Raw genomic sequence first — 19,405 nt, 5'->3', positions numbered from 1 at the left:
CAACACCTGCGTAAAATTCGGCTTCAGGCAATAAAAAAGGCACATCAAATGATGCGCCCCTGCGATACCTGACACCATCTACCCCAGTCAGTCGGGGCCAATAAATCAGTTAACAGCGTCTTTCAGCGCTTTACCAGCACGGAAGCCTGGTACTTTTGCTGCGGCGATGGTGATTTCTTTACCGGTTTGAGGGTTGCGGCCAGTACGGGCAGCACGCTCTTTAACAGCAAAGGTACCAAAACCTACCAGTGCTACGTCTTCCCCGGACTGCAGAGATTCAGTAACAGAAGCAATAACAGCATCTAACGCACGTCCAGCCGCGGCTTTAGAAATATCAGCACCTGCGGCAATTTTGTCTATCAGTTGAGATTTATTCACTCTTCTCTTCCTCTCTTTATAATTTATATCGCACCTGATATCCCTCAGGCGCGACCGCGCAGCAGTTATAACAGGCTCGTCATGCCCTTACAACAGGAGTTGTGGACGATAAACTCAGCCAGCAACTAAATTAGCGACACAAAAAAAAGCTGGCAAGTGACAATTCACTTACCAGCCCTAATTTTATTGACTGTATTTGCGTCAGGTCACTATTTTGCGGTGACCACCTGCATGCCGGAAGGCTCATTCTGCAGCGCGAGGGCCAGAACTTCCTCAATACGCTTCACAGGATGAATCGTCAGGTCTGCAATCACGTTGTCCGGAATTTCTTCCAGATCGCGCTTGTTGTCGTCCGGGATCAGCACAGTTTTGATGCCGCCACGATGCGCCGCCAGCAGTTTCTCTTTCAGGCCGCCAATCGGCAACACCTGACCACGCAGGGTAATTTCACCGGTCATTGCCACATCGGCGCGAACCGGATTCCCCGTCAGGCAGGACACCAGCGCGGTACACATTGCGATACCGGCGCTTGGGCCGTCTTTTGGCGTTGCCCCTTCTGGCACGTGAACGTGAATATCACGTTTCTCGTAGAAATCACCGTTGATACCCAGCTTTTCCGCACGAGCACGGACGACGGTCAGCGCCGCCTGGATAGACTCCTGCATAACTTCACCGAGGGAGCCGGTATAAGTCAGCTTGCCTTTACCCGGTACGCAGGCGGTTTCGATGGTCAGCAGGTCGCCGCCCACTTCCGTCCACGCCAGTCCGGTCACCTGGCCTACGCGGTTTTCGCTGTCGGCACGGCCGTAATCAAAGCGCTGCACCCCAAGGTAATCCTTCAGGTTGTCACCGTTGATTTCGATGTGCTTGAGCGATTTATCCAGCAGCAGCTGTTTCACCGCTTTACGGCAGAGCTTGGAGATTTCACGCTCCAGGCTACGGACACCCGCTTCACGAGTGTAGTAGCGGATAATGCCCACAATGGCGCTGTCATCCACTTTCAGCTCGCCTTTTTTCAGGGCGTTGCGCTCAATCTGCTTCGGCAGCAGGTGCTGTTTGGCAATGTTCAGCTTTTCGTCTTCGGTATAGCCAGACAGGCGAATCACTTCCATACGATCCAGCAGCGGCGCCGGAATGTTCATGGAGTTAGACGTTGCGACAAACATCACGTCGCTAAGATCGTAGTCCACTTCCAGGTAGTGATCGTTAAACGTCACGTTCTGTTCTGGATCAAGCACTTCCAGCAGCGCAGAAGCAGGATCTCCGCGCATGTCGGAAGACATCTTGTCGATTTCATCCAGCAGGAACAGCGGGTTTTTCACCCCGACTTTGGCCATCTTCTGGATCAGTTTACCCGGCATAGAGCCGATGTAAGTCCGGCGGTGACCGCGGATTTCCGCTTCATCACGCACGCCGCCCAGCGCCATACGCACATATTTACGGCCCGTGGCTTTAGCGATGGACTGGCCCAGAGAGGTTTTACCTACCCCCGGCGGTCCAACCAGGCACAGAATTGGCCCTTTCAGCTTGTTCACGCGGCTCTGGACTGCGAGATATTCCAGAATGCGATCTTTCACACGTTCCAGACCGTAATGGTCGGTATCGAGGATTTCCTGCGCCTGACGCAGATCTTTTTTGACCTTGCTGCGGGCGTTCCACGGAACCTGAACCATCCAGTCGATGTAGCCGCGCACCACGGTGGCTTCCGCAGACATCGGCGACATCATTTTCAGCTTCTGCAGCTCGGCTTCGGTTTTCTCGCGCGCTTCTTTCGGCATTTTCGCCGCGTCAATTTTGCGCTTAAGCGCTTCATTTTCATCAGGCGCGTCGTCCATTTCGCCCAGTTCTTTCTGAATCGCCTTCATTTGCTCATTCAGATAGTACTCGCGCTGGCTTTTTTCCATCTGCTTTTTAACGCGGTTGCGAATGCGTTTCTCAACCTGCAGCAGATCGATTTCCGACTCCATCATCGCCATCAGGTATTCGAGACGCTCGTTGATATCGGACATCTCAAGCACAGATTGCTTGTCCGACAGCTTAAGCGGCATATGGGCGGCAATGGTATCGGCCAGACGTGCAGGATCGTCGATGCTGTTCAGCGACGTCAGCACTTCTGGTGGAATTTTTTTGTTCAGCTTGATGTAGCCTTCAAACTGATTGATTGCGGTGCGAACCAGGACTTCCTGCTCGCGCTCTTCAATCGCCGGCGAGTTCAGGTACTCCGCCTGCGCAGAGAAATGGTCGCCGTTGTCAGACAGCGTGGTGATACGCGCGCGCTGAAGCCCTTCTACCAGTACTTTTACCGTACCGTCAGGCAGTTTCAGCATCTGCAGAATTGAAGCAACAGTACCTACAGTGAACAGGTCGTTAACACCTGGCTCATCCGTCGAAGCCTCTTTCTGCGCCACCAGCATGATTTTCTTATCATGGTCCATTGCAGCTTCCAGGCAGCGAATGGATTTTTCACGCCCGACAAACAGTGGAATAACCATGTGCGGATAAACCACCACATCGCGCAGCGGCAATACGGGGATTTCAATGCGTTCAGAACGCTCAGGATTCATAGAGCTCTCTCTTAGTTTAATGTCCGCCAGGTGATTTGGTGAACGCTTCCGCTCCACCAACAAGTAAATCAGTATATGGGGCTGTTTCCCGGACATTCAACTGTAGGAATGCAGGAAAAATAAATGGGGGATAAAATCCCCCATTTTCTTATTAACTGACTGGTTATTCTGGCGAATTATTCACCGGATGCCTGCTGCGCTTCCGGCTTACCATAAATTAATAGCGGTTTGGACTGGCCAGCGATGACGGACTCGTCAATCACCACTTTTTCCACGTCATCCAGAGATGGCAGATCGTACATAGTGTCCAGCAGCGCGCCTTCCACGATGGAACGCAGGCCACGAGCACCGGTTTTACGGATCATCGCTTTCTTCGCAATCGCGTCGAGCGCTTCATCCCGGAATTCCAGCTCTACGCCTTCCAGATTGAACAATGCCTGATACTGTTTGGTCAGGGCATTTTTCGGCTCTTTCAGGATCTGGATCAGCGCGTCTTCGCTCAGTTCGCTTAAGGTCGCAACTACCGGCAGACGACCAATGAACTCAGGGATCAGACCAAATTTGATCAGATCTTCTGGTTCTACCTGGCCGAGCAACTGGCCTTCGCTGGCTTTCTCAGACTTCGCTTTTACCGTTGCGCCAAAACCGATACCTGAACCCGTTTCCACGCGGTTGGCGATAACTTTATCCAGGCCTGCAAATGCGCCGCCGCAGATAAACAGAATCTTGGAGGTATCAACCTGCAGGAATTCCTGCTGCGGATGCTTACGGCCACCCTGAGGTGGAACGGCAGCCACGGTGCCTTCAATCAGTTTCAGCAGCGCCTGCTGTACGCCTTCACCGGACACGTCACGGGTGATGGACGGGTTATCAGATTTGCGGGAGATTTTATCGATCTCATCGATGTACACGATACCGCGCTGAGCTTTCTGTACGTCGTAGTCGCATTTCTGCAGCAGCTTCTGAATAATGTTTTCAACGTCTTCGCCCACGTAACCTGCTTCAGTCAGCGTGGTAGCATCGGCCATAGTAAATGGTACATCCAGCAGGCGAGCCAGCGTTTCTGCCAGCAGCGTTTTACCGCTACCGGTCGGGCCGATCAGCAAGATGTTGCTTTTACCCAGCTCAACGCCGTTGGACGTGTCGCTGTTGCGCAGACGTTTGTAGTGGTTGTAAACCGCAACCGCTAACACTTTTTTCGCTTGCTCCTGGCCGATAACATAATCGTCAAGATGGTGGCGAATTTCGTGCGGCGTTGGCAGCGCGCTGCGTTCACGGTGCGGCGCAACTTCTTTAATCTCTTCGCGAATGATGTCGTTACATAAATCGACACACTCATCGCAGATATACACTGACGGCCCGGCAATCAGCTTGCGCACTTCATGCTGGCTTTTGCCGCAAAAAGAGCAGTACAGCAGTTTGCCTGAACCGTCTTTGCGCTTATCTGTCATCAGTAAAACCTCTTCTCTTTTCTGTGTGCTACCACCGGTAGCACAAGTGCCATTCTACGGCGCAGCCGATAGCGAAGCGTTAAGTCAGGCCGCGACTTTGACTATAGTATAGCGGCCTAAAGCTTCGGGCATTAGTTACGGTGAGTCAGGATCGAATCGACTAAACCGTACTCTACCGCTTCGCTTGCGGAGAGGAAACGATCGCGCTCGGTGTCTTTCTCGATTTGTTCAAGCGATTTGCCCGTATGTTCCGCCATCAGCTCGTTCATACGTGCTTTCACTTTCAGGATCTCTTTCGCGTGGATTTCGATATCCGTCGCCTGGCCCTGATAGCCGCCCAGCGGCTGGTGAATCATGACGCGGGAGTTCGGCAGGCAGAAACGCTTACCTTTTGCCCCAGCGGTCAGCAGGAATGCACCCATCGAGCAGGCCTGGCCCATACAAATGGTGCTGACGTCCGGCTTAATAAACTTCATGGTGTCGTAAATCGACATCCCGGCCGTAATTACGCCACCCGGAGAGTTGATGTAAAGATAGATATCTTTTTCCGGGTTTTCTGCTTCCAGAAACAGCATCTGCGCCACAATCAGGTTAGCCATATGATCTTCTACCTGACCGGTCAGGAAGATGACGCGCTCCTTAAGCAGACGAGAATAGATATCGTATGAACGTTCGCCGCGGGATGTTTGTTCAACAACCATCGGCACCAGGGCCATATGGGGTGCTAATTGATCTCGTTCGCCACTGTATGACATGTCCGTCTCCTGGAGTAATTAAGCCTACTGTACTGATTCTACTTGAGACGCAGGATATTGACTATGTTCCTTGCGCCAATTCTGGACGGAGTCAGTCAGGGATTGTTAATGGAACCTCACCCGAATAATGGGGATGATTTGCCCTGTTTCAAGCATAACAACCTTTTGTTGTTACGCTAACCCTGAAATGGGGATTTATTGATGGCTTATCGTGTGATTTAGCAATAAAAAAAGCCCGCCACCAAAAGGTGACGGGCCTGATGCAGCGGTTTTTGGCTAATTAGCCAAAAAGCACTTACGCCTGCTGGTTCATCAGCTCGCTGAAAGTGGTCGCTTTTTCGGACACTTTCGCTTTAGCCAGAACGGCTTCAACAGCCTGCTCTTCCAGCGCAACGTTGCGCATGTTGTCCATCAGCTCTTTGTTTTTACCGTAGAACTCGATGACTTCAGTCGGATCTTCGTAGGCAGAAGCCATTTCTTCGATCAGACCTTTAACACGCTCTTCGTCAGCTTTCAGCTCATGGGTACGAATCACTTCGCCCAGCAGCAGACCAACAACTACGCGACGTTTAGCCTGCTCTTCGAACAGTTCACGTGGCAGTTCCAGAGCCTGTTTCTCGTTGCCACCGAAACGCTGTGCAGCCTGACGACGCAGAACGTCGATTTCGCCGTCGATCAGCGCAGCTGGCACATCGATGTTGTTGGCGTTAACCAGACCGTCGATTGCCTGAGACTTGATGCGGTTACGCACGGCGCCTTTCAGTTCGCGATCCATGTTTTTACGCACTTCGGTACGCAGACCAGCTACGGAACCATCTTCAACGCCGAAACGCTTGATGAACTCTTCTGTGAATTCTGGCAGCTCACGTGCTTCAACTTTCTTCAGCACGATGTCGAACTTCGCCGCTTTCCCTTTCAGGTTTTCAGCGTGATATTCTTCCGGGAAGGTCACTTCGATAGTGAACTCTTCGCCCGCTTTGTGGCCAACGATACCGTCTTCGAAGCCAGGGATCATACGACCCTGACCCATTGCCAGCACGAAGTCAGAGGCTTTGCCGCCTTCGAACACTTCGCCGTCAACGGAACCGGTGAAATCGATGGTAACGCGATCTTCTGCAGTCGCTGCAGCGTCGCTGTCTTTCCAGGTCGCCTGCTGCTTGCGCAGGGTGTCCAGCATGGCATCAACGTCTTCGTCGGTCACTTCAACAACCGGTTTTTCAACTTCGATGGCTTCCAGACCCTGCAGCTCAACTTCTGGGTACACTTCAAACTCTACCGCGTAGGTGAAGTCTTCGCCCAGTTTGTATTCGCCCGGCACGTAGTTAGGTGCGCCAGCCGGATTGATCTTCTCTTTGATGATCGCATCAATGAAGTTGCGGCTCATCAGTTCACCCAGCACGTCCTGGCGTACAGATGCGCCATAACGCTGAGCAACTACGGTCATCGGCACTTTACCCTTACGGAAGCCGTCGATACGTACTTTTTTAGCCACGTTGACCAGCTCGCTTTTTACAGCGGTTTCGATGCTGTCTGCAGCGATGGTAAGCGTGAGACGGCGGCCAAGGCCCTGAGTGGTTTCAACTGAAACTTGCATCTTGTTACCTCAAAAAATCACAGTGCTCGGTCAACTCTGGAAGCCCTGGTGGCTTCACAGAACCAGGATGTTCTCTGAATCAGAAACACATTCCCTGTCGTCAGAATCATCCCGAAGACATTCAAAAAATAAGACGCAGCATTATAGCGGCATCACTGGGGTGAGTCGAGAACGGCAATAGCGCTCGGCTGCGGCCTTTTTCACACTTCTTTGTCATTTATTCTTTTTTGCCCGCTCCCTTAAAGAGGCAGACAAAACAAAACGGCCCGCAGGCCGTTTTTGGAAACGCAGTATACATACCGCAACATAACGGAAAAGTTCCCTTAGTTGCAAACGCTTAGCGGTTAATCAGGCAATGCTGCCCGCGCCACGGCAGTTCGGGGAGGCAAACACGGTATCCTGCAGCCCTTCCCACTCTTTGACAGTGTAAGTGTGCAGCGCCAGCGCGTGTACCGGGCCTGCCAGTTCCTCGCTCAATGTGCCATAAATCATGCGATGGCGGTTTAAAAAGCGTTCGCCGGTGAAGCGATCGCTAACCAACACGACTTTAAAATGGCTTTCTGAACCCGCGGGGACATTGTGACGATAGCTTTCATCCACGACTTCCAGGTACGCGGGGGTAAAGGCGGCTTTTAACTTCTCTTCTATCTGCTCGCGTATCAGCATGAACTTTCTCCTCGACAACGTAGAGATGCCACTCATCCCTTTAAATGTTAGCCGCTTTTAGCCAGATTTTGCTTTGAACACAACAAAAATTTAACTTTCGCGGGCCTTTCTTCACCCGGTTATCAGAACGTTCATAGGGTTAAGGCACTAAACCGAATGAAAAGTGTCAGAAGGTTTTGCTGAAGCCCGGAAAAATGGCAACGCGATGAAATTCCGTGCGTTAAGCACTTCCCCTGCACGACCGCAGTGTTATGATGGCGTGATTTTTTATCAGCCTGCCCTTTGAGTACATTGAGAAAGCGAACATGTTAAAAAAATTACTTTTCCCGCTGGTTGCCATGTTTATGCTGGCCAGCTGCGCAACACCGCCAACGACCATTGAAGTGTCACCAAAGATCACTCTGCCACAGCAGGATCCAAGCCTGATGGGCGTGACGCTAAGCATCAACGGTGCCGATCAGCGTACCAGCCAGGCGCTGGCGAAAGTGACCCGTGACAATCAGCTAGTCACGCTGACGCCATCCCGCGATCTGCGCTTCCTGCTGCAGGAAGTGCTGGAGAAGCAGATGACCGCGCGCGGTTATATGATTGGGCCAAACAGTCCGGTTGATCTGCAGATCATCGTTAACCAGCTGTATGCAGACGTTTCCCAGGGTAACGTGCGCTACAACATCGCCACTAAAGCGGATATCTCCATCATTGCTACCGCGAAGAACGGTAACAAGATGACCAAGAACTACCGCTCCAGCTATAACGTTGAAGGCGCGTTCCAGGCTACCAATAAAAATATCGCTGACGCGGTTAACTCCGTGCTGACCGATACCATTGCGGATATGGCTCAGGACACCAGCGTTCACGACTTCGTCAAGCAGAACGCTCGTTAATTTTTACCCCGTTGGCCTGCTCACGCGGGCCAACAACAGAGTTTGCACAATTCCCCTATGTCCAATCATTATCTGCGCATCTTTCAGCAGCCAAAATCAGCCATTTTGCTGATTCTGGGCTTTGCGTCCGGCCTGCCTTTAGCCCTGACTTCAGGTACGCTTCAGGCCTGGATGACCGTCGAAAATATCGACCTGAAAACCATCGGTTTCTTCTCGCTTGTAGGCCAGGCCTACGTCTTTAAGTTTCTTTGGTCGCCGGTAATGGACCGCTACACCCCGCCGCTGCTTGGGCGTCGACGTGGCTGGCTGTTAATCACGCAAACTCTGTTGTTGGTGGCGATTGCCGCCATGGGGTTCCTTGAACCTTCCTCGCAGCTGCGCTGGATGGCTGCGCTGGCGGTGATCATCGCCTTCTGTTCAGCCTCTCAAGACATCGTCTTTGATGCCTGGAAAACTGACGTTTTGTCTGCCGAGGAACGCGGGACCGGCGCCGCCATCAGCGTGCTTGGCTACCGCCTGGCAATGCTGGTTTCCGGCGGTCTCGCGCTGTGGCTGGCGGACCGCTATTTAGGCTGGCAGGCCACCTACTGGCTGATGGCGGCCCTGCTTGTGCCCTGTATTATCGCCACACTTTTGGCGCCAGAACCTACAGATGCCGTCCCCGTCCCTAAAAGTCTGGAGCGCGCCGTCGTTGAACCGCTGCGTGACTTCTTTGGCCGCAACAATGCCTGGCTAATTTTGCTGCTAATTGTGCTTTATAAGCTGGGCGATGCCTTTGCCATGAGCCTGACTACCACGTTCCTGATCCGCGGCGTTGGCTTTGATGCCGGTGAAGTCGGCGTGGTGAATAAAACGCTGGGGCTGTGCGCCACCATTTTCGGCGCGCTGCTTGGCGGAATGCTGATGCAAAAGCTAACGCTGTTCCGCGCCTTGCTGATCTTCGGCATTTTGCAGGGCGTGTCCAACGCCGGTTACTGGCTGCTGTCGGTAACGGATAAAGACATGATTACCATGGCGAGCGCGGTGTTCTTCGAGAACCTCTGCGGCGGCATGGGCACTGCAGCCTTCGTGGCGCTGCTGATGACGCTGTGCAATAAGTCATTTTCAGCCACCCAGTTTGCGCTGCTTTCCGCGCTTTCCGCCGTTGGCCGAGTGTATGTCGGCCCGATTGCTGGCTGGTTCGTGGAAGCCCACGGCTGGCCAACGTTCTACCTGTTCTCTGTCGTCGCCGCAGTACCGGGGATCCTGCTATTGCTGGTCTGTAAGCGCACGCTGGAGTTCACTCAGCAAAACGAAACCTTCATGTCACGTAGCGAATTTGCCCCGGCTTACCGCCTGGCGCTGCGTATTCTCGGCTTTGGCTGCCTGCTGCTGGCGGCGTGGCTGCTGGTTATTATCAGCAATGCGCTGGGGCTGACCGAATGGACGTTTGGTTTACAGCTGCTGGAATGGGGCGCTTTGTTCGCCATCGGTGGGATTCTGTTTGGCGGCCTGCTGGACTTCCTCGCCCTGCGCAAAACGGCGCTTATCTGATAAGAATAAAAACCGGGCAGATTACCGCCCGGTCTGAGAAAGCCGGCAAGGTCACCCTGCCGGCTTTTTTATCGCCTTAAGCCAGCGCGTGCGCCGCTGCGTTTTGCCCGGCAAGCGTACCAAAGATGATGATATCGGCGACGGCATTACCGCCGATGCGGTTTGCACCGTGAATACCGCCCACAACTTCACCCGCAGCCCAGACGCCCTGAATCACCTGATGCTGTTCAGTCACCACTTCTGCGCTGGTGTTAATAGTGACACCGCCCATCGTGTGGTGAACCCCCGGCGCAATGCGGATCGCGTAGTATGGCCCGGTGTCCAGCGGGAAACGCATCCCGGTGGTACGCCCAAAGTCTTCGTCCTTTTTCTGCTTCACAAAGCCGTTGTAACGATCCAGCGTTTGCTGCAGCGCGTGCGCATCCATATTCAGCTTCACCGCCAGCTCTTCCGCCGTTGGGGCGCTGATCACAAACCCACGGGCAATATATTCATCCGCCGCTTTGTTGTTCTGGCGTACCTGCTCATCAAACAGGATCCAGGCACTTTTTTCCGGCAGAGCGATAATCTCTGCGGAAACCTTGTCACGGGTTTCCAGCTCATTGAAGAAGCGCTGCCCTTCCTGACTGACCAGAATAGCCCCGCCGCCGCGAATGGACTCGGAGATCAGATAAGAGGTGGTTTGCTCCACGGTCGGGTGGATCTGGATCTGATCCATGTCCACCGTACCGGCGCCGATCTTCTCCAGCAGGGCAATACCGCTCCCGGTTGCGCCTTTATGGTTGGTGGTCACAAAACCTTTCAGCTCAGGGCGGTAGTGAACCACCATTTTACGGTTGGCGCTGAAGCCGCCGGTAGCCACAACCACGCTTTTCGCCAGCAGAATATGGTGCTCGTTATATTCGTTCGCAACCTTAACCCCGGTTACCACACCATTTTCATGCAGGATCTCCTCCACGGTGGTATCCAGCAGAACGTCGATACTGCGCTGGTTGACGTTGTTGACCAGGCCGCTTATCAGGAAGCCACCAACGGCCGAGCGGTCTGCCGGGCGGTGCGTACGGTCAATGCTCATCCCGCCGGTGATGGTGATGTCGTTCAGGACGATATCCAGGCTTGCCAGCCAATCAATGGCGCCTGGCGCGCGCTCGACGAACTCTTTGAGCAGCTCAGTATTGTTTCTGAATTTACCGCCTTTCAGCGTCTCATCGTAAAACAGCTCTTTGCTGTCTTTGATGCCCTTCATCGCCTGGAAGCGAGTCTCCGCGGCGTTCATGCCTACGGAAGCTTTGATGGTGTTGCCGCCGATGGTTGGCATCTTCTCGATGATCACCACGCGGGCACCGGCGTCGGAAGCACGAATAGCCGCCGCCAGTCCTGCGCCCCCGCTGCCGATCACCGCCACATCGTAGCTTTGTGGCGCATCCGGGTTACCGCCTTCTTCAATCACATGCTCTTTGCTGGACGTGGTCATCGCGCGGGAGACTGCTTTCTTCAGGGCCTCACTTTGTGCCGTTGCCCCGGTCACCGCATCCACATACGGGCTGTTGGCCACCAGCATACGCGAACGTAAAATTTCGAAACTTGGGGTGAAGTCGACATCTACCGAATCGTCCTGCACCAGGGTAATGTCGGTGATACGGTCGGTGTCGAGCGTGACGCTGATTTTGAGCTTGAGCGCTTCGGCCTCCACTTTCTCCTGGAAGACCCCGGCTTTGTATTTGCGGCCAGACGTACTGGTGTCGCGGATCATGGCATCGACCAGCGAGAAGCGCCACAGCGGCTCGGGGATCAGCAGCTCTTCGCGCTTGGTGCTGTCGATGAACAGATCCAGCGTTTCATTTTTTAGAATGCGATCGGCCCAGTCCGGGTAAGCAATACAGGCTTTACCGACGGCAATCAGGTCGTAACCCAGGCCCAGCGCTTCTTCGGCATCGCTGCGGTTAACGACGCCCCCGACCCCGATAACCGGCACTTTCGCCAGCGTTTCAGACCGCATCGTCAGATATTTGTTGATCAGCATGGTCGGATCTTTGGTATCAACGATCGACGCACGCTTGAAATAACCCACGGAGAAGTGCAGGTAATCCACGCCCCTTTCCGCCAGCTTTTCCAGCAGGTACATGGTGTCGTCAAAGCGAATGCCCGGTACCTCAATCTCTTCCGGCGAGAAACGGTAGCCGATAATAAAGGAAGCATCGGCGAAGCGGCTGGCCATTTTGTGGGTGATTTCGAGCACTTCCAGCGGGAAGCGTGCGCGGTTGTCTCGGCTGCCACCCCACTTATCGTCACGCTGGTTAGAGTTTGGCGAATAGAACTGCTGGATCAGGTAAGTGTTTGCGCCGTGGATCTCCACGCCGTCAAACCCGGCTTTAATGGCACGGTTAACGGCATCGCCAAACTTGGTGATCATCACATCCACTTCTTCGGCGGTAAGGGCTTCTGGCGTGGTGGCCCCTTCACGCGGTGCGGCAATGGCGCTTGGCGCGACGGGCTTCTTGCCACCAATCAGCTCCGGCTCAACCATCCGGCCGCCGTGATAAATCTGCAGAATGGCTTTAGAGCCACGGGATTTAATCGCGCTGGCAATGCGCGCGAGTCCTGGGATTTTGTTGTCACTGTCGATAGCCAGTGCGCCAGGGAAAGCGGGACCTTTAGGATCGATAAAGCAGCATTCAACAATGACCGTGCCGATCGTGCCGGCACGTTCGCGATAATATTCAACCAAATCACTCGGCACGCTACCGTCGTAAAAACCGGTACAGGTGGTCATCGGCGCCATGATCAGGCGATTTTTCAGCACCGCGCCGTTGGGCAGGGTGAGTGGCTTCAGGATCGGAGTTTTGGAGTTCATTCTTTATCATTCCAGCAGGTGAGGTCGACATTGTCCGGCACTCAATGAATAGCCCCGGCAGGCAACACAATTATCAGGAGTAACGTAATTTGAATTTGGGAACAGAAACGGCAATTTTGCGGAATATATTTTTCGAATGTTAGTCAACACCTTAAAAAAAGCAAATACAAATAATAACCATAAATAACAAAAGGTTTTATATCACTTTGCTTCTACTGAATAGCCGATGGCAATCAGCGACGCGGCATATTTACATCAGGTTACGATTTGATCTTTAACCACTTAAATACTATGGATATAAATGATACGAATTTTTTAGTTAAATAAAATCGTTGGCTTTTTGCTATACAGAAACCAAAATCAAATACCTGGCACGGCCAGCAGGAGCGCAAAAGAAGGGATAATCTCCCACTATTTCAGTATGATGAAGGATTCAAGAAACAATCTCTTATCACTCAATAAATATGAGGTTAAAGGGAGGCAGGGAGCTGGTGCGATGAGCGGTCAGATTTGCACCGGTTAAAAAAACTATCATGAATGTATAAAATTCTGCCTATAAAAGATGAGGTGGAAATAAAAGTCGGGAAACAGGTTTTACAGGGAATATTAATCGAATTCATCATGATAACTTTAAGGCACAGGCTATGACTAACACCTCACCAATAAGCGCGACAACGAAAGCATCGCCCCCAGATGCGGGGAATAAAAAGCGCTTGATATTGCTATTTTTACCGATCCTTATCAGCATCATTATATTACTGCTTCCGGTTCCGGCCGGATTAGAGCCCTACGCATGGCACTTCTTCGCCATCTTCGTCGGCGTGATTGTCGGGCTGATCTTCGAACCCTTACCAGGGGCAGTTATCGGGTTGACGGGCATCGTGGTTATCGCGCTGTTCAGCCAGTGGCTATTGTTTAGCCCGGCCGAGCTGGCAGATCCTAAATTTAAGCTGGCGAGCCAGTCCTTCCAGTGGGCGGTCAGCGGCTTTAGCAACTCCACCGTGTGGCTGATCTTCGGCGCCTTTATGTTTGCCGCCGGCTACGACAAAACGCAGTTTGGCCGCCGTCTGGCGCTGATTCTGGTGAAGTACCTGGGTCGACGCAGCCTGACGCTGGGCTACGCGATCACCTTCGCCGACCTGCTGCTCGCCCCGTTCACGCCGTCTAACACCGCGCGCAGTGGGGGCACTATTTACCCGATTATTGCTAACCTGCCGCCGCTGTATGGCTCTCTGCCGAATGACCCAAGCTCGCGCAGAATTGGCTCTTACCTGATGTGGGTGGCGATCAGCGCCGCCTGTATCACCAGCTCGATGTTCCTCTCCGCACTGGCACCGAACCTGCTGGCGCTGGCGCTGGTGAAAAGCATCATCGGCTTTGAGATCTCCTGGGGCATGTGGTTCCTCGCCTTCCTGCCGCTGGGCGTGCTGCTGATCCTCACCATGCCGCTGCTGGCTTACTGGTTCTACCCGCCGGAAGTGAAGGTGAATGACGAAGTGCCGAAGTGGGCTGCCGCAGAGCTGGAAAAACTGGGCAAACTGTCGCGCAACGAAATCCTGCTGCTGCTGTTCGTGTGTAGCGCCCTGTTGATGTGGATTTTTGCCGCTGCGTGGATTGAACCTGCGATGGCCGCCCTGCTGGTTATCGTGTTGATGCTGTGGACCGGGGTTCTGAACTGGAACGATATCATCAGCAATAAACCAGCCTGGAATACCTTCGCCTGGTTTGCCACCCTGGTGGCGCTGGCCGATGGCCTGGCCCGCGTGGGCTTTATTGCCTGGCTGGGTAAAGAAGGTGCCGCACTGCTGCACGGTTTCGACCCACAGGTGTCGGCGGTGATGCTGCTGGTGGCGTTCTACCTGCTGCACTATCTGTTTGCCAGCACCACGGCACATACCACCGCCCTGCTGCCGGCCACGCTGACCATCGCCGCATCCATTCCGGGTATTAATATGCCGGTCTTCTGCCTGATGATGGTGACCTCGCTCGGCGTGATGGGGATCATCACCCCGTACGGCACCGGCCCAAGCCCGATTTACTACGGCAGCGGCTACCTGCCAACCAAAGATTACTGGCGCATGGGCACCATCTTTGGCGCCATTTTCCTCTGTTCGCTGATGCTTATCAGCTACCCGTGGATGGTGCTGATGTTCTGATGCACAACGTTTGATGCGAAAGCCCCCGAATTAATCGGGGGCTTTTTTTGCTTATGAGACATGTCAGAGACGCTCGCACAGTAAAGTTAGCGCTGTAGGTGTCGGATAGAATATGACCAGACGCACCTTAAAGACACTCTCCTGACTGTATATAAAACACTCAAAACCGAAAGCAATCGGCGTTTAATCCCCTGGATGAAATGTAATTAATACCGGATAGTTACTTTTTTTGTCTATTAATTACCCAGACCATTAAGTGTTACCGTCGAGGACTATTTATCGTAATTAAATACAGTTTTCTTTAATTACTTTGTTCAATAAGCATTAAAAGATTATCCTTAACGATTCAGCCCGGTGAGAAATTAATATTTGTTGGAAACATGTGACAAATGCTGCCGCATTGTTAATTAAATGTATTTTAATTTGACTGGTTATACTCATTTCCCCGGACTATTTCCGCCAACATAGGTTTTCGTTATAACCTGCGGAGCCCGCGCACCAACGCTAGATTTTACAGTTTGTTGCATTCTGTGTGACATCGTAGGCAGAACCCGGTAACACCCTACTGACACTGCGCCATTCATGTTTACAGTAATGTAACCTTCCCGTAAAATGCCGGCACACTTTAAACGACAATAGAGCTCCCTGGAATTGAGGTCGTTAAATGAGACTCAGGAAATACAATAAAAGTTTGGGATGGTTGTCATTAATCGCAGGCACTTTTTTACTCAGTGGCTGTGATTCTGCACTCCTGGATCCCAAAGGACAGATCGGACTGGAACAACGTTCACTGATACTGACGGCCATCGGCCTGATGTTGATTGTCGTTATCCCTGCAATTGCAATGGCTATCGGTTTTGCCTGGAAGTATCGGGCATCCAACAAAGACGCCAAATACAGCCCTAACTGGTCGCACTCGAACAAAGTGGAAGCTGTAGTCTGGACGATTCCTATCCTTATCGTTATCTTCCTCGCGGTACTGACCTGGAAAACCACTCACTCTCTTGAACCTAGCCGCCCGCTGGAACATGAAGCGAAGCCGGTGACCATCGAAGTTATCGCCATGGACTGGAAATGGTTCTTCATCTATCCGGAGCAGGGTATCGCTACGGTGAATGAAATCGCCTTCCCGGCCAATACCCCAGTGGAATTCAAAATCACCTCTAACTCGGTGATGAACTCCTTCTTTATTCCGCGCCTGGGTAGCCAAATCTACGCAATGGCAGGTATGCAGACCAAACTGCACCTGATTGCCGATGAAGCAGGCACCTACGACGGTATTTCGTCAAACTACAGCGGTAAAGGTTTCTCCGGCATGAAGTTCAAGGCTATCGCCACGCCGGACATGGACACCTTTAACCAATGGGTTGCTAAAGCGAAACAGTCTCCTGAAGTCATGAACGATATGGCGACCTACGAGAAACTGGCCGCACCAAGCGAATACAACAAAGTCGAATACTTCTCCAGTGTTAAACCTGATTTGTTTAAAGACGTGATTAACAAATTTATGGGACACGGGAGCATGCACATGACCAAGCCGGAAGGTGAACAGGCTTCCCATGACGATATGAAAGGCATGGAAGGTATGGAAGGCATGGACATGAGTCACGCGGAAACCTCTCACTAAGGGGCCGAGGAATAATACGATGTTCGGAAAACTTACACTGGATGCAATCCCGTACCATGAGCCAATTGTCATGGTTACGGTTGCGGCAATCATCGTCGGGGGACTGGCGCTGCTTGCGGCTATCACTTACTTCGGTAAGTGGGAATATTTATGGAAAGAGTGGCTAACTTCCGTTGACCACAAACGCCTCGGCGTGATGTACGTTATTCTTGCTATCGTCATGCTGCTGCGCGGCTTTGCCGATGCGGTAATGATGCGTAGCCAGCAGGTGCTGGCCTCCGCCGGCGAAGCGGGCTTCCTGCCGCCTCACCACTACGATCAGATCTTTACCGCCCACGGCGTTATCATGATCTTCTTCGTGGCGATGCCTTTTGTTATCGGCCTGATGAACATCGTTGTGCCTTTACAGATTGGCGCGCGTGACGTTGCCTTCCCATTCCTGAACAACCTGAGCTTCTGGTTCACCGTTGTCGGCGTGGTGCTGGTTAACATCTCCCTTGGGGTGGGCGAATTCGCTCAGACCGGCTGGGTGGCATATCCGCCGCTATCGGGGATTGAGTACAGTCCGGGCGTCGGGGTCGATTACTGGATCTGGAGTCTCCAGCTATCCGGTATCGGTACGACACTGACCGGTATTAACTTCTTTGTGACCATTCTGAACATGCGTACCCCGGGTATGACTATGTTCAAAATGCCGGTGTTCACCTGGGCTTCGCTGTGTACTAACGTACTGATTATCGCCGCGTTCCCAATCTTCACCGTGACCGTCGCGCTGCTGACCCTTGACCGCTACCTTGGCACCCATTTCTTTACCAACGATATGGGTGGCAACATGATGATGTACATCAACCTCATCTGGGCATGGGGCCACCCGGAAGTTTATATCCTGGTGCTGCCGGTGTTTGGTGTGTTCTCTGAGGTGGTTGCAACCTTCTCTAAAAAGCGTCTGTTCGGTTACACCTCTCTGGTGTGGGCGACCATCGCGATTACCGTTCTGTCGTTCATCGTTTGGCTGCACCACTTCTTCACCATGGGCAGCGGTGCGAACGTAAACGCCTTCTTCGGTATTGCCACCATGATTATCGCCATCCCGACCGGGGTGAAGATCTTCAACTGGCTGTTCACCATGTATCAGGGCCGCATCGTCTTTAACTCTGCGATGCTGTGGACCATTGGCTTCATCGTCACCTTCTCTATCGGTGGGATGACCGGTGTTCTGCTGGCTGTGCCGGGCGCGGACTTCGTGCTGCACAACAGCCTGTTCCTGATTGCACACTTCCACAACGTTATCATCGGCGGCGTGGTCTTCGGTTGCTTCGCAGGTCTGACCTACTGGTGGCCAAAAGCGTTCGGCTTCACGCTGAACGAAACCTGGGGCAAACGCGCCTTCTGGTTCTGGATTATCGGTTTCTTCGTGGCATTTATGCCGCTGTACGTGCTCGGCTTCATGGGCATGACCCGTCGTCTGAGCCAGCAGATCGATCCACAGTTCCACACCCTGCTGGTTGTTGCGGCCTGTGGTGCGGCGCTGATCGCTCTGGGCATTCTGTGCCAGCTGATTCAGTTCTACGTCTCTATCCGTGACCGCGAGCAGAACCGCGATCTGACCGGTGACCCATGGGGTGGCCGTACGCTGGAGTGGGCAACTTCTTCCCCACCTCCGTTCTATAACTTCGCCCACCTGCCGCACGTTCACGAGCGTGATGCATTCTGGGAGATGAAAGAGAAAGGTGAAGCGTACAAGCAGCCTGCGCACTATGAAGAGATTCATATGCCGCGCAACAGCGCAGCCGGTATCATCATCGCTGCATTCAGCACCGTGTTTGGCTTTGCCATGATCTGGCACATCTGGTGGCTGGCGATTGTTGGCTTTGCCGGCATCGTTATCACCTGGATTGCGAAAAGCTTCGACGAAGATGTGGATTACTATGTTCCGGTGGCTGAAGTCGAAAAACTGGAAAATCAGCATTTCGAAGAACTCACCAAAGCAGGGCTGAAAAATGGCAACTGAGACTGTAAATAACGCCCACGCCGCGGAGCACGGGCACCACGATGCAGGAACCAATAAGGTCTTTGGTTTCTGGATCTACCTGATGAGCGACTGCATTCTGTTCTGTTGCTTGTTCGCGACCTATGCCGTTCTGGTGAACGGCACTGCAGGTGGCCCGGCAGGGAAAGACATCTTCGAACTGCCGTTCGTGGCCGTTGAAACTGCCCTGCTGCTGGTGAGCTCCATCACCTACGGCATGGCGATCATCGCCATGAACAAAGGCAACAAAAGCCAGGTTATCTCCTGGCTGGCGCTGACCTTCCTGTGCGGTGCAGGCTTCGTTGGGATGGAAATCTATGAATTCCATCACCTGATCAAAGAAGGCTACGGCCCGGATCGCAGCGGCTTCCTGTCAGCGTTCTTCGCGCTGGTTGGTACTCACGGTCTGCACGTAACGTCCGGTCTGGTGTGGATGGCATTCATGATGATTCATGTTTCCCGTCGCGGCCTGACCAGCACCAACCGTGCGCGTCTGATGTGCCTGAGCCTGTTCTGGCACTTCCTTGACGTGGTTTGGATCTGCGTATTCTCTGTAGTCTATCTGATGGGGGCAATGTAATGAGTCATTCAACTGAACATAGCGGCGCCCACCACGGTAGCGTGAAGACCTACATGACAGGTTTTATCCTGTCTATCATCCTGACGGCTATCCCGTTCTGGATTGTAATGGAAGGCACGGCCTCTCACGGCACCATGCTTGCCGTGATCCTGGTGACTGCAGTCGTCCAGATTCTGGTGCACCTCGTGTGCTTCCTGCATCTGAACACCTCGTCGAGTGAGCGCTGGAACCTGGTGGCCTTCGCCTTTACGGTGCTGATTATTGCCATTCTGGTGATTGGCTCGATCTGGATTATGTGGAACCTCAACCTGAACATGATGGTTCACTAAGAGCG

The 19,405-nt window shown here is 52.9% G+C and carries 14 protein-coding genes; 7 read left to right on the top strand and 7 right to left on the bottom strand.

Annotation, left to right across the window (positions count from 1 at the left end; translation table 11 throughout):
- Positions 1–105: 105 nt before the first annotated feature.
- From hupB to bolA, 6 genes are all read right to left on the bottom strand, one after another.
- Positions 106–378: a nucleoid-associated protein HU-beta gene (gene hupB / locus LH86_RS10250; protein WP_008454620.1), complete on the bottom strand. Its 273-nt coding sequence runs from the start codon at positions 376–378 to the stop codon at positions 106–108.
- Between the two features lie 209 nt (positions 379–587).
- On the bottom strand, positions 588–2,942 hold the full coding sequence (lon, locus tag LH86_RS10245; protein ID WP_008454618.1) for an endopeptidase La: 2,355 nt from the start codon (positions 2,940–2,942) through the stop codon (positions 588–590).
- Between the two features lie 176 nt (positions 2,943–3,118).
- Positions 3,119–4,393, bottom strand: a complete 1,275-nt coding sequence (gene clpX, locus LH86_RS10240; protein ID WP_008454617.1) for an ATP-dependent protease ATP-binding subunit ClpX — start codon at positions 4,391–4,393, stop codon at positions 3,119–3,121.
- 131 nt (positions 4,394–4,524) lie between these two features.
- Entirely contained in the window at positions 4,525–5,148 is a 624-nt protein-coding gene (clpP, locus tag LH86_RS10235) for an ATP-dependent Clp endopeptidase proteolytic subunit ClpP (protein WP_008454616.1), read from the bottom strand.
- A 295-nt stretch (positions 5,149–5,443) separates the two neighbouring features.
- Positions 5,444–6,742, bottom strand: a complete 1,299-nt coding sequence (gene tig, locus LH86_RS10230; RefSeq protein ID WP_039290784.1) for a trigger factor — start codon at positions 6,740–6,742, stop codon at positions 5,444–5,446.
- A 348-nt stretch (positions 6,743–7,090) separates the two neighbouring features.
- On the bottom strand, positions 7,091–7,408 hold the full coding sequence (bolA, locus tag LH86_RS10225; protein WP_008454607.1) for a transcriptional regulator BolA: 318 nt from the start codon (positions 7,406–7,408) through the stop codon (positions 7,091–7,093).
- 305 nt (positions 7,409–7,713) lie between these two features.
- Between bolA and LH86_RS10220 the strand changes: the two genes are divergently transcribed.
- The gene (locus LH86_RS10220; RefSeq protein ID WP_008454604.1) at positions 7,714–8,292 is read left to right on the top strand and encodes a lipoprotein; all 579 of its coding nucleotides are present in this window, start codon (positions 7,714–7,716) and stop codon (positions 8,290–8,292) included.
- 57 nt (positions 8,293–8,349) lie between these two features.
- Positions 8,350–9,825 carry a muropeptide MFS transporter AmpG gene (ampG, locus tag LH86_RS10215; RefSeq protein WP_039300888.1) on the top strand — a complete coding sequence of 492 codons (1,476 nt, stop codon included), beginning with the start codon at positions 8,350–8,352 and terminating at the stop codon, positions 9,823–9,825.
- Positions 9,826–9,901: 76 nt separating this feature from the next.
- On the opposite strand, the gene LH86_RS10210 is transcribed toward ampG, so the two are convergent.
- Positions 9,902–12,679, bottom strand: a complete 2,778-nt coding sequence (locus LH86_RS10210; RefSeq protein ID WP_039300885.1) for a flavocytochrome c — start codon at positions 12,677–12,679, stop codon at positions 9,902–9,904.
- 644 nt (positions 12,680–13,323) lie between these two features.
- Between LH86_RS10210 and LH86_RS10205 the strand changes: the two genes are divergently transcribed.
- The 5 genes from LH86_RS10205 (at position 13,324) to LH86_RS10185 (ending at position 19,400) form a co-directional block, all read left to right on the top strand.
- Positions 13,324–14,835, top strand: coding sequence for an anion permease (locus LH86_RS10205; RefSeq protein ID WP_039300883.1), 1,512 nt, complete (start codon positions 13,324–13,326; stop codon positions 14,833–14,835).
- Between the two features lie 664 nt (positions 14,836–15,499).
- Positions 15,500–16,462 (top strand): cytochrome o ubiquinol oxidase subunit II, encoded by a 963-nt coding sequence (gene cyoA, locus LH86_RS10200; RefSeq protein ID WP_039300880.1) that lies wholly within the window; start codon positions 15,500–15,502, stop codon positions 16,460–16,462.
- Positions 16,463–16,481: 19 nt separating this feature from the next.
- The gene (cyoB, locus tag LH86_RS10195; protein ID WP_039290766.1) at positions 16,482–18,473 is read left to right on the top strand and encodes a cytochrome o ubiquinol oxidase subunit I; all 1,992 of its coding nucleotides are present in this window, start codon (positions 16,482–16,484) and stop codon (positions 18,471–18,473) included.
- Positions 18,463–19,071, top strand: a complete 609-nt coding sequence (locus tag LH86_RS10190; protein ID WP_039300877.1) for a cytochrome o ubiquinol oxidase subunit III — start codon at positions 18,463–18,465, stop codon at positions 19,069–19,071. The genes cyoB and LH86_RS10190 overlap by 11 nt, the downstream gene beginning before the upstream one ends.
- On the top strand, positions 19,071–19,400 hold the full coding sequence (locus LH86_RS10185) for a cytochrome o ubiquinol oxidase subunit IV (protein WP_008454594.1): 330 nt from the start codon (positions 19,071–19,073) through the stop codon (positions 19,398–19,400). The genes LH86_RS10190 and LH86_RS10185 overlap by 1 nt, the downstream gene beginning before the upstream one ends.
- The last annotated feature ends 5 nt before the right edge of the window (positions 19,401–19,405 follow it).

The sequence above is a fragment of the Cedecea neteri genome, assembly GCF_000758325.1.
GTDB classification, from domain to species: domain Bacteria; phylum Pseudomonadota; class Gammaproteobacteria; order Enterobacterales; family Enterobacteriaceae; genus Cedecea; species Cedecea neteri_B.
The sequence above is the reverse complement of the archived record's forward strand: the minus strand, read 5'-3'. Positions and strand labels throughout refer to the sequence as shown.

Coding starts and splice junctions, on each gene's coding strand:
- lon (WP_008454618.1), bottom strand. CDS start 2,942: ATGAATCCTGAGCGTTCTGAACGCATTGAAATCCCCGTATTGCCGCTG.
- clpX (WP_008454617.1), bottom strand. CDS start 4,393: ATGACAGATAAGCGCAAAGACGGTTCAGGCAAACTGCTGTACTGCTCT.
- clpP (WP_008454616.1), bottom strand. CDS start 5,148: ATGTCATACAGTGGCGAACGAGATCAATTAGCACCCCATATGGCCCTG.
- tig (WP_039290784.1), bottom strand. CDS start 6,742: ATGCAAGTTTCAGTTGAAACCACTCAGGGCCTTGGCCGCCGTCTCACG.
- bolA (WP_008454607.1), bottom strand. CDS start 7,408: ATGCTGATACGCGAGCAGATAGAAGAGAAGTTAAAAGCCGCCTTTACC.
- LH86_RS10220 (WP_008454604.1), top strand. CDS start 7,714: ATGTTAAAAAAATTACTTTTCCCGCTGGTTGCCATGTTTATGCTGGCC.
- ampG (WP_039300888.1), top strand. CDS start 8,350: ATGTCCAATCATTATCTGCGCATCTTTCAGCAGCCAAAATCAGCCATT.
- LH86_RS10210 (WP_039300885.1), bottom strand. CDS start 12,679: ATGAACTCCAAAACTCCGATCCTGAAGCCACTCACCCTGCCCAACGGC.
- LH86_RS10205 (WP_039300883.1), top strand. CDS start 13,324: ATGACTAACACCTCACCAATAAGCGCGACAACGAAAGCATCGCCCCCA.
- cyoA (WP_039300880.1), top strand. CDS start 15,500: ATGAGACTCAGGAAATACAATAAAAGTTTGGGATGGTTGTCATTAATC.
- cyoB (WP_039290766.1), top strand. CDS start 16,482: ATGTTCGGAAAACTTACACTGGATGCAATCCCGTACCATGAGCCAATT.
- LH86_RS10190 (WP_039300877.1), top strand. CDS start 18,463: ATGGCAACTGAGACTGTAAATAACGCCCACGCCGCGGAGCACGGGCAC.
- LH86_RS10185 (WP_008454594.1), top strand. CDS start 19,071: ATGAGTCATTCAACTGAACATAGCGGCGCCCACCACGGTAGCGTGAAG.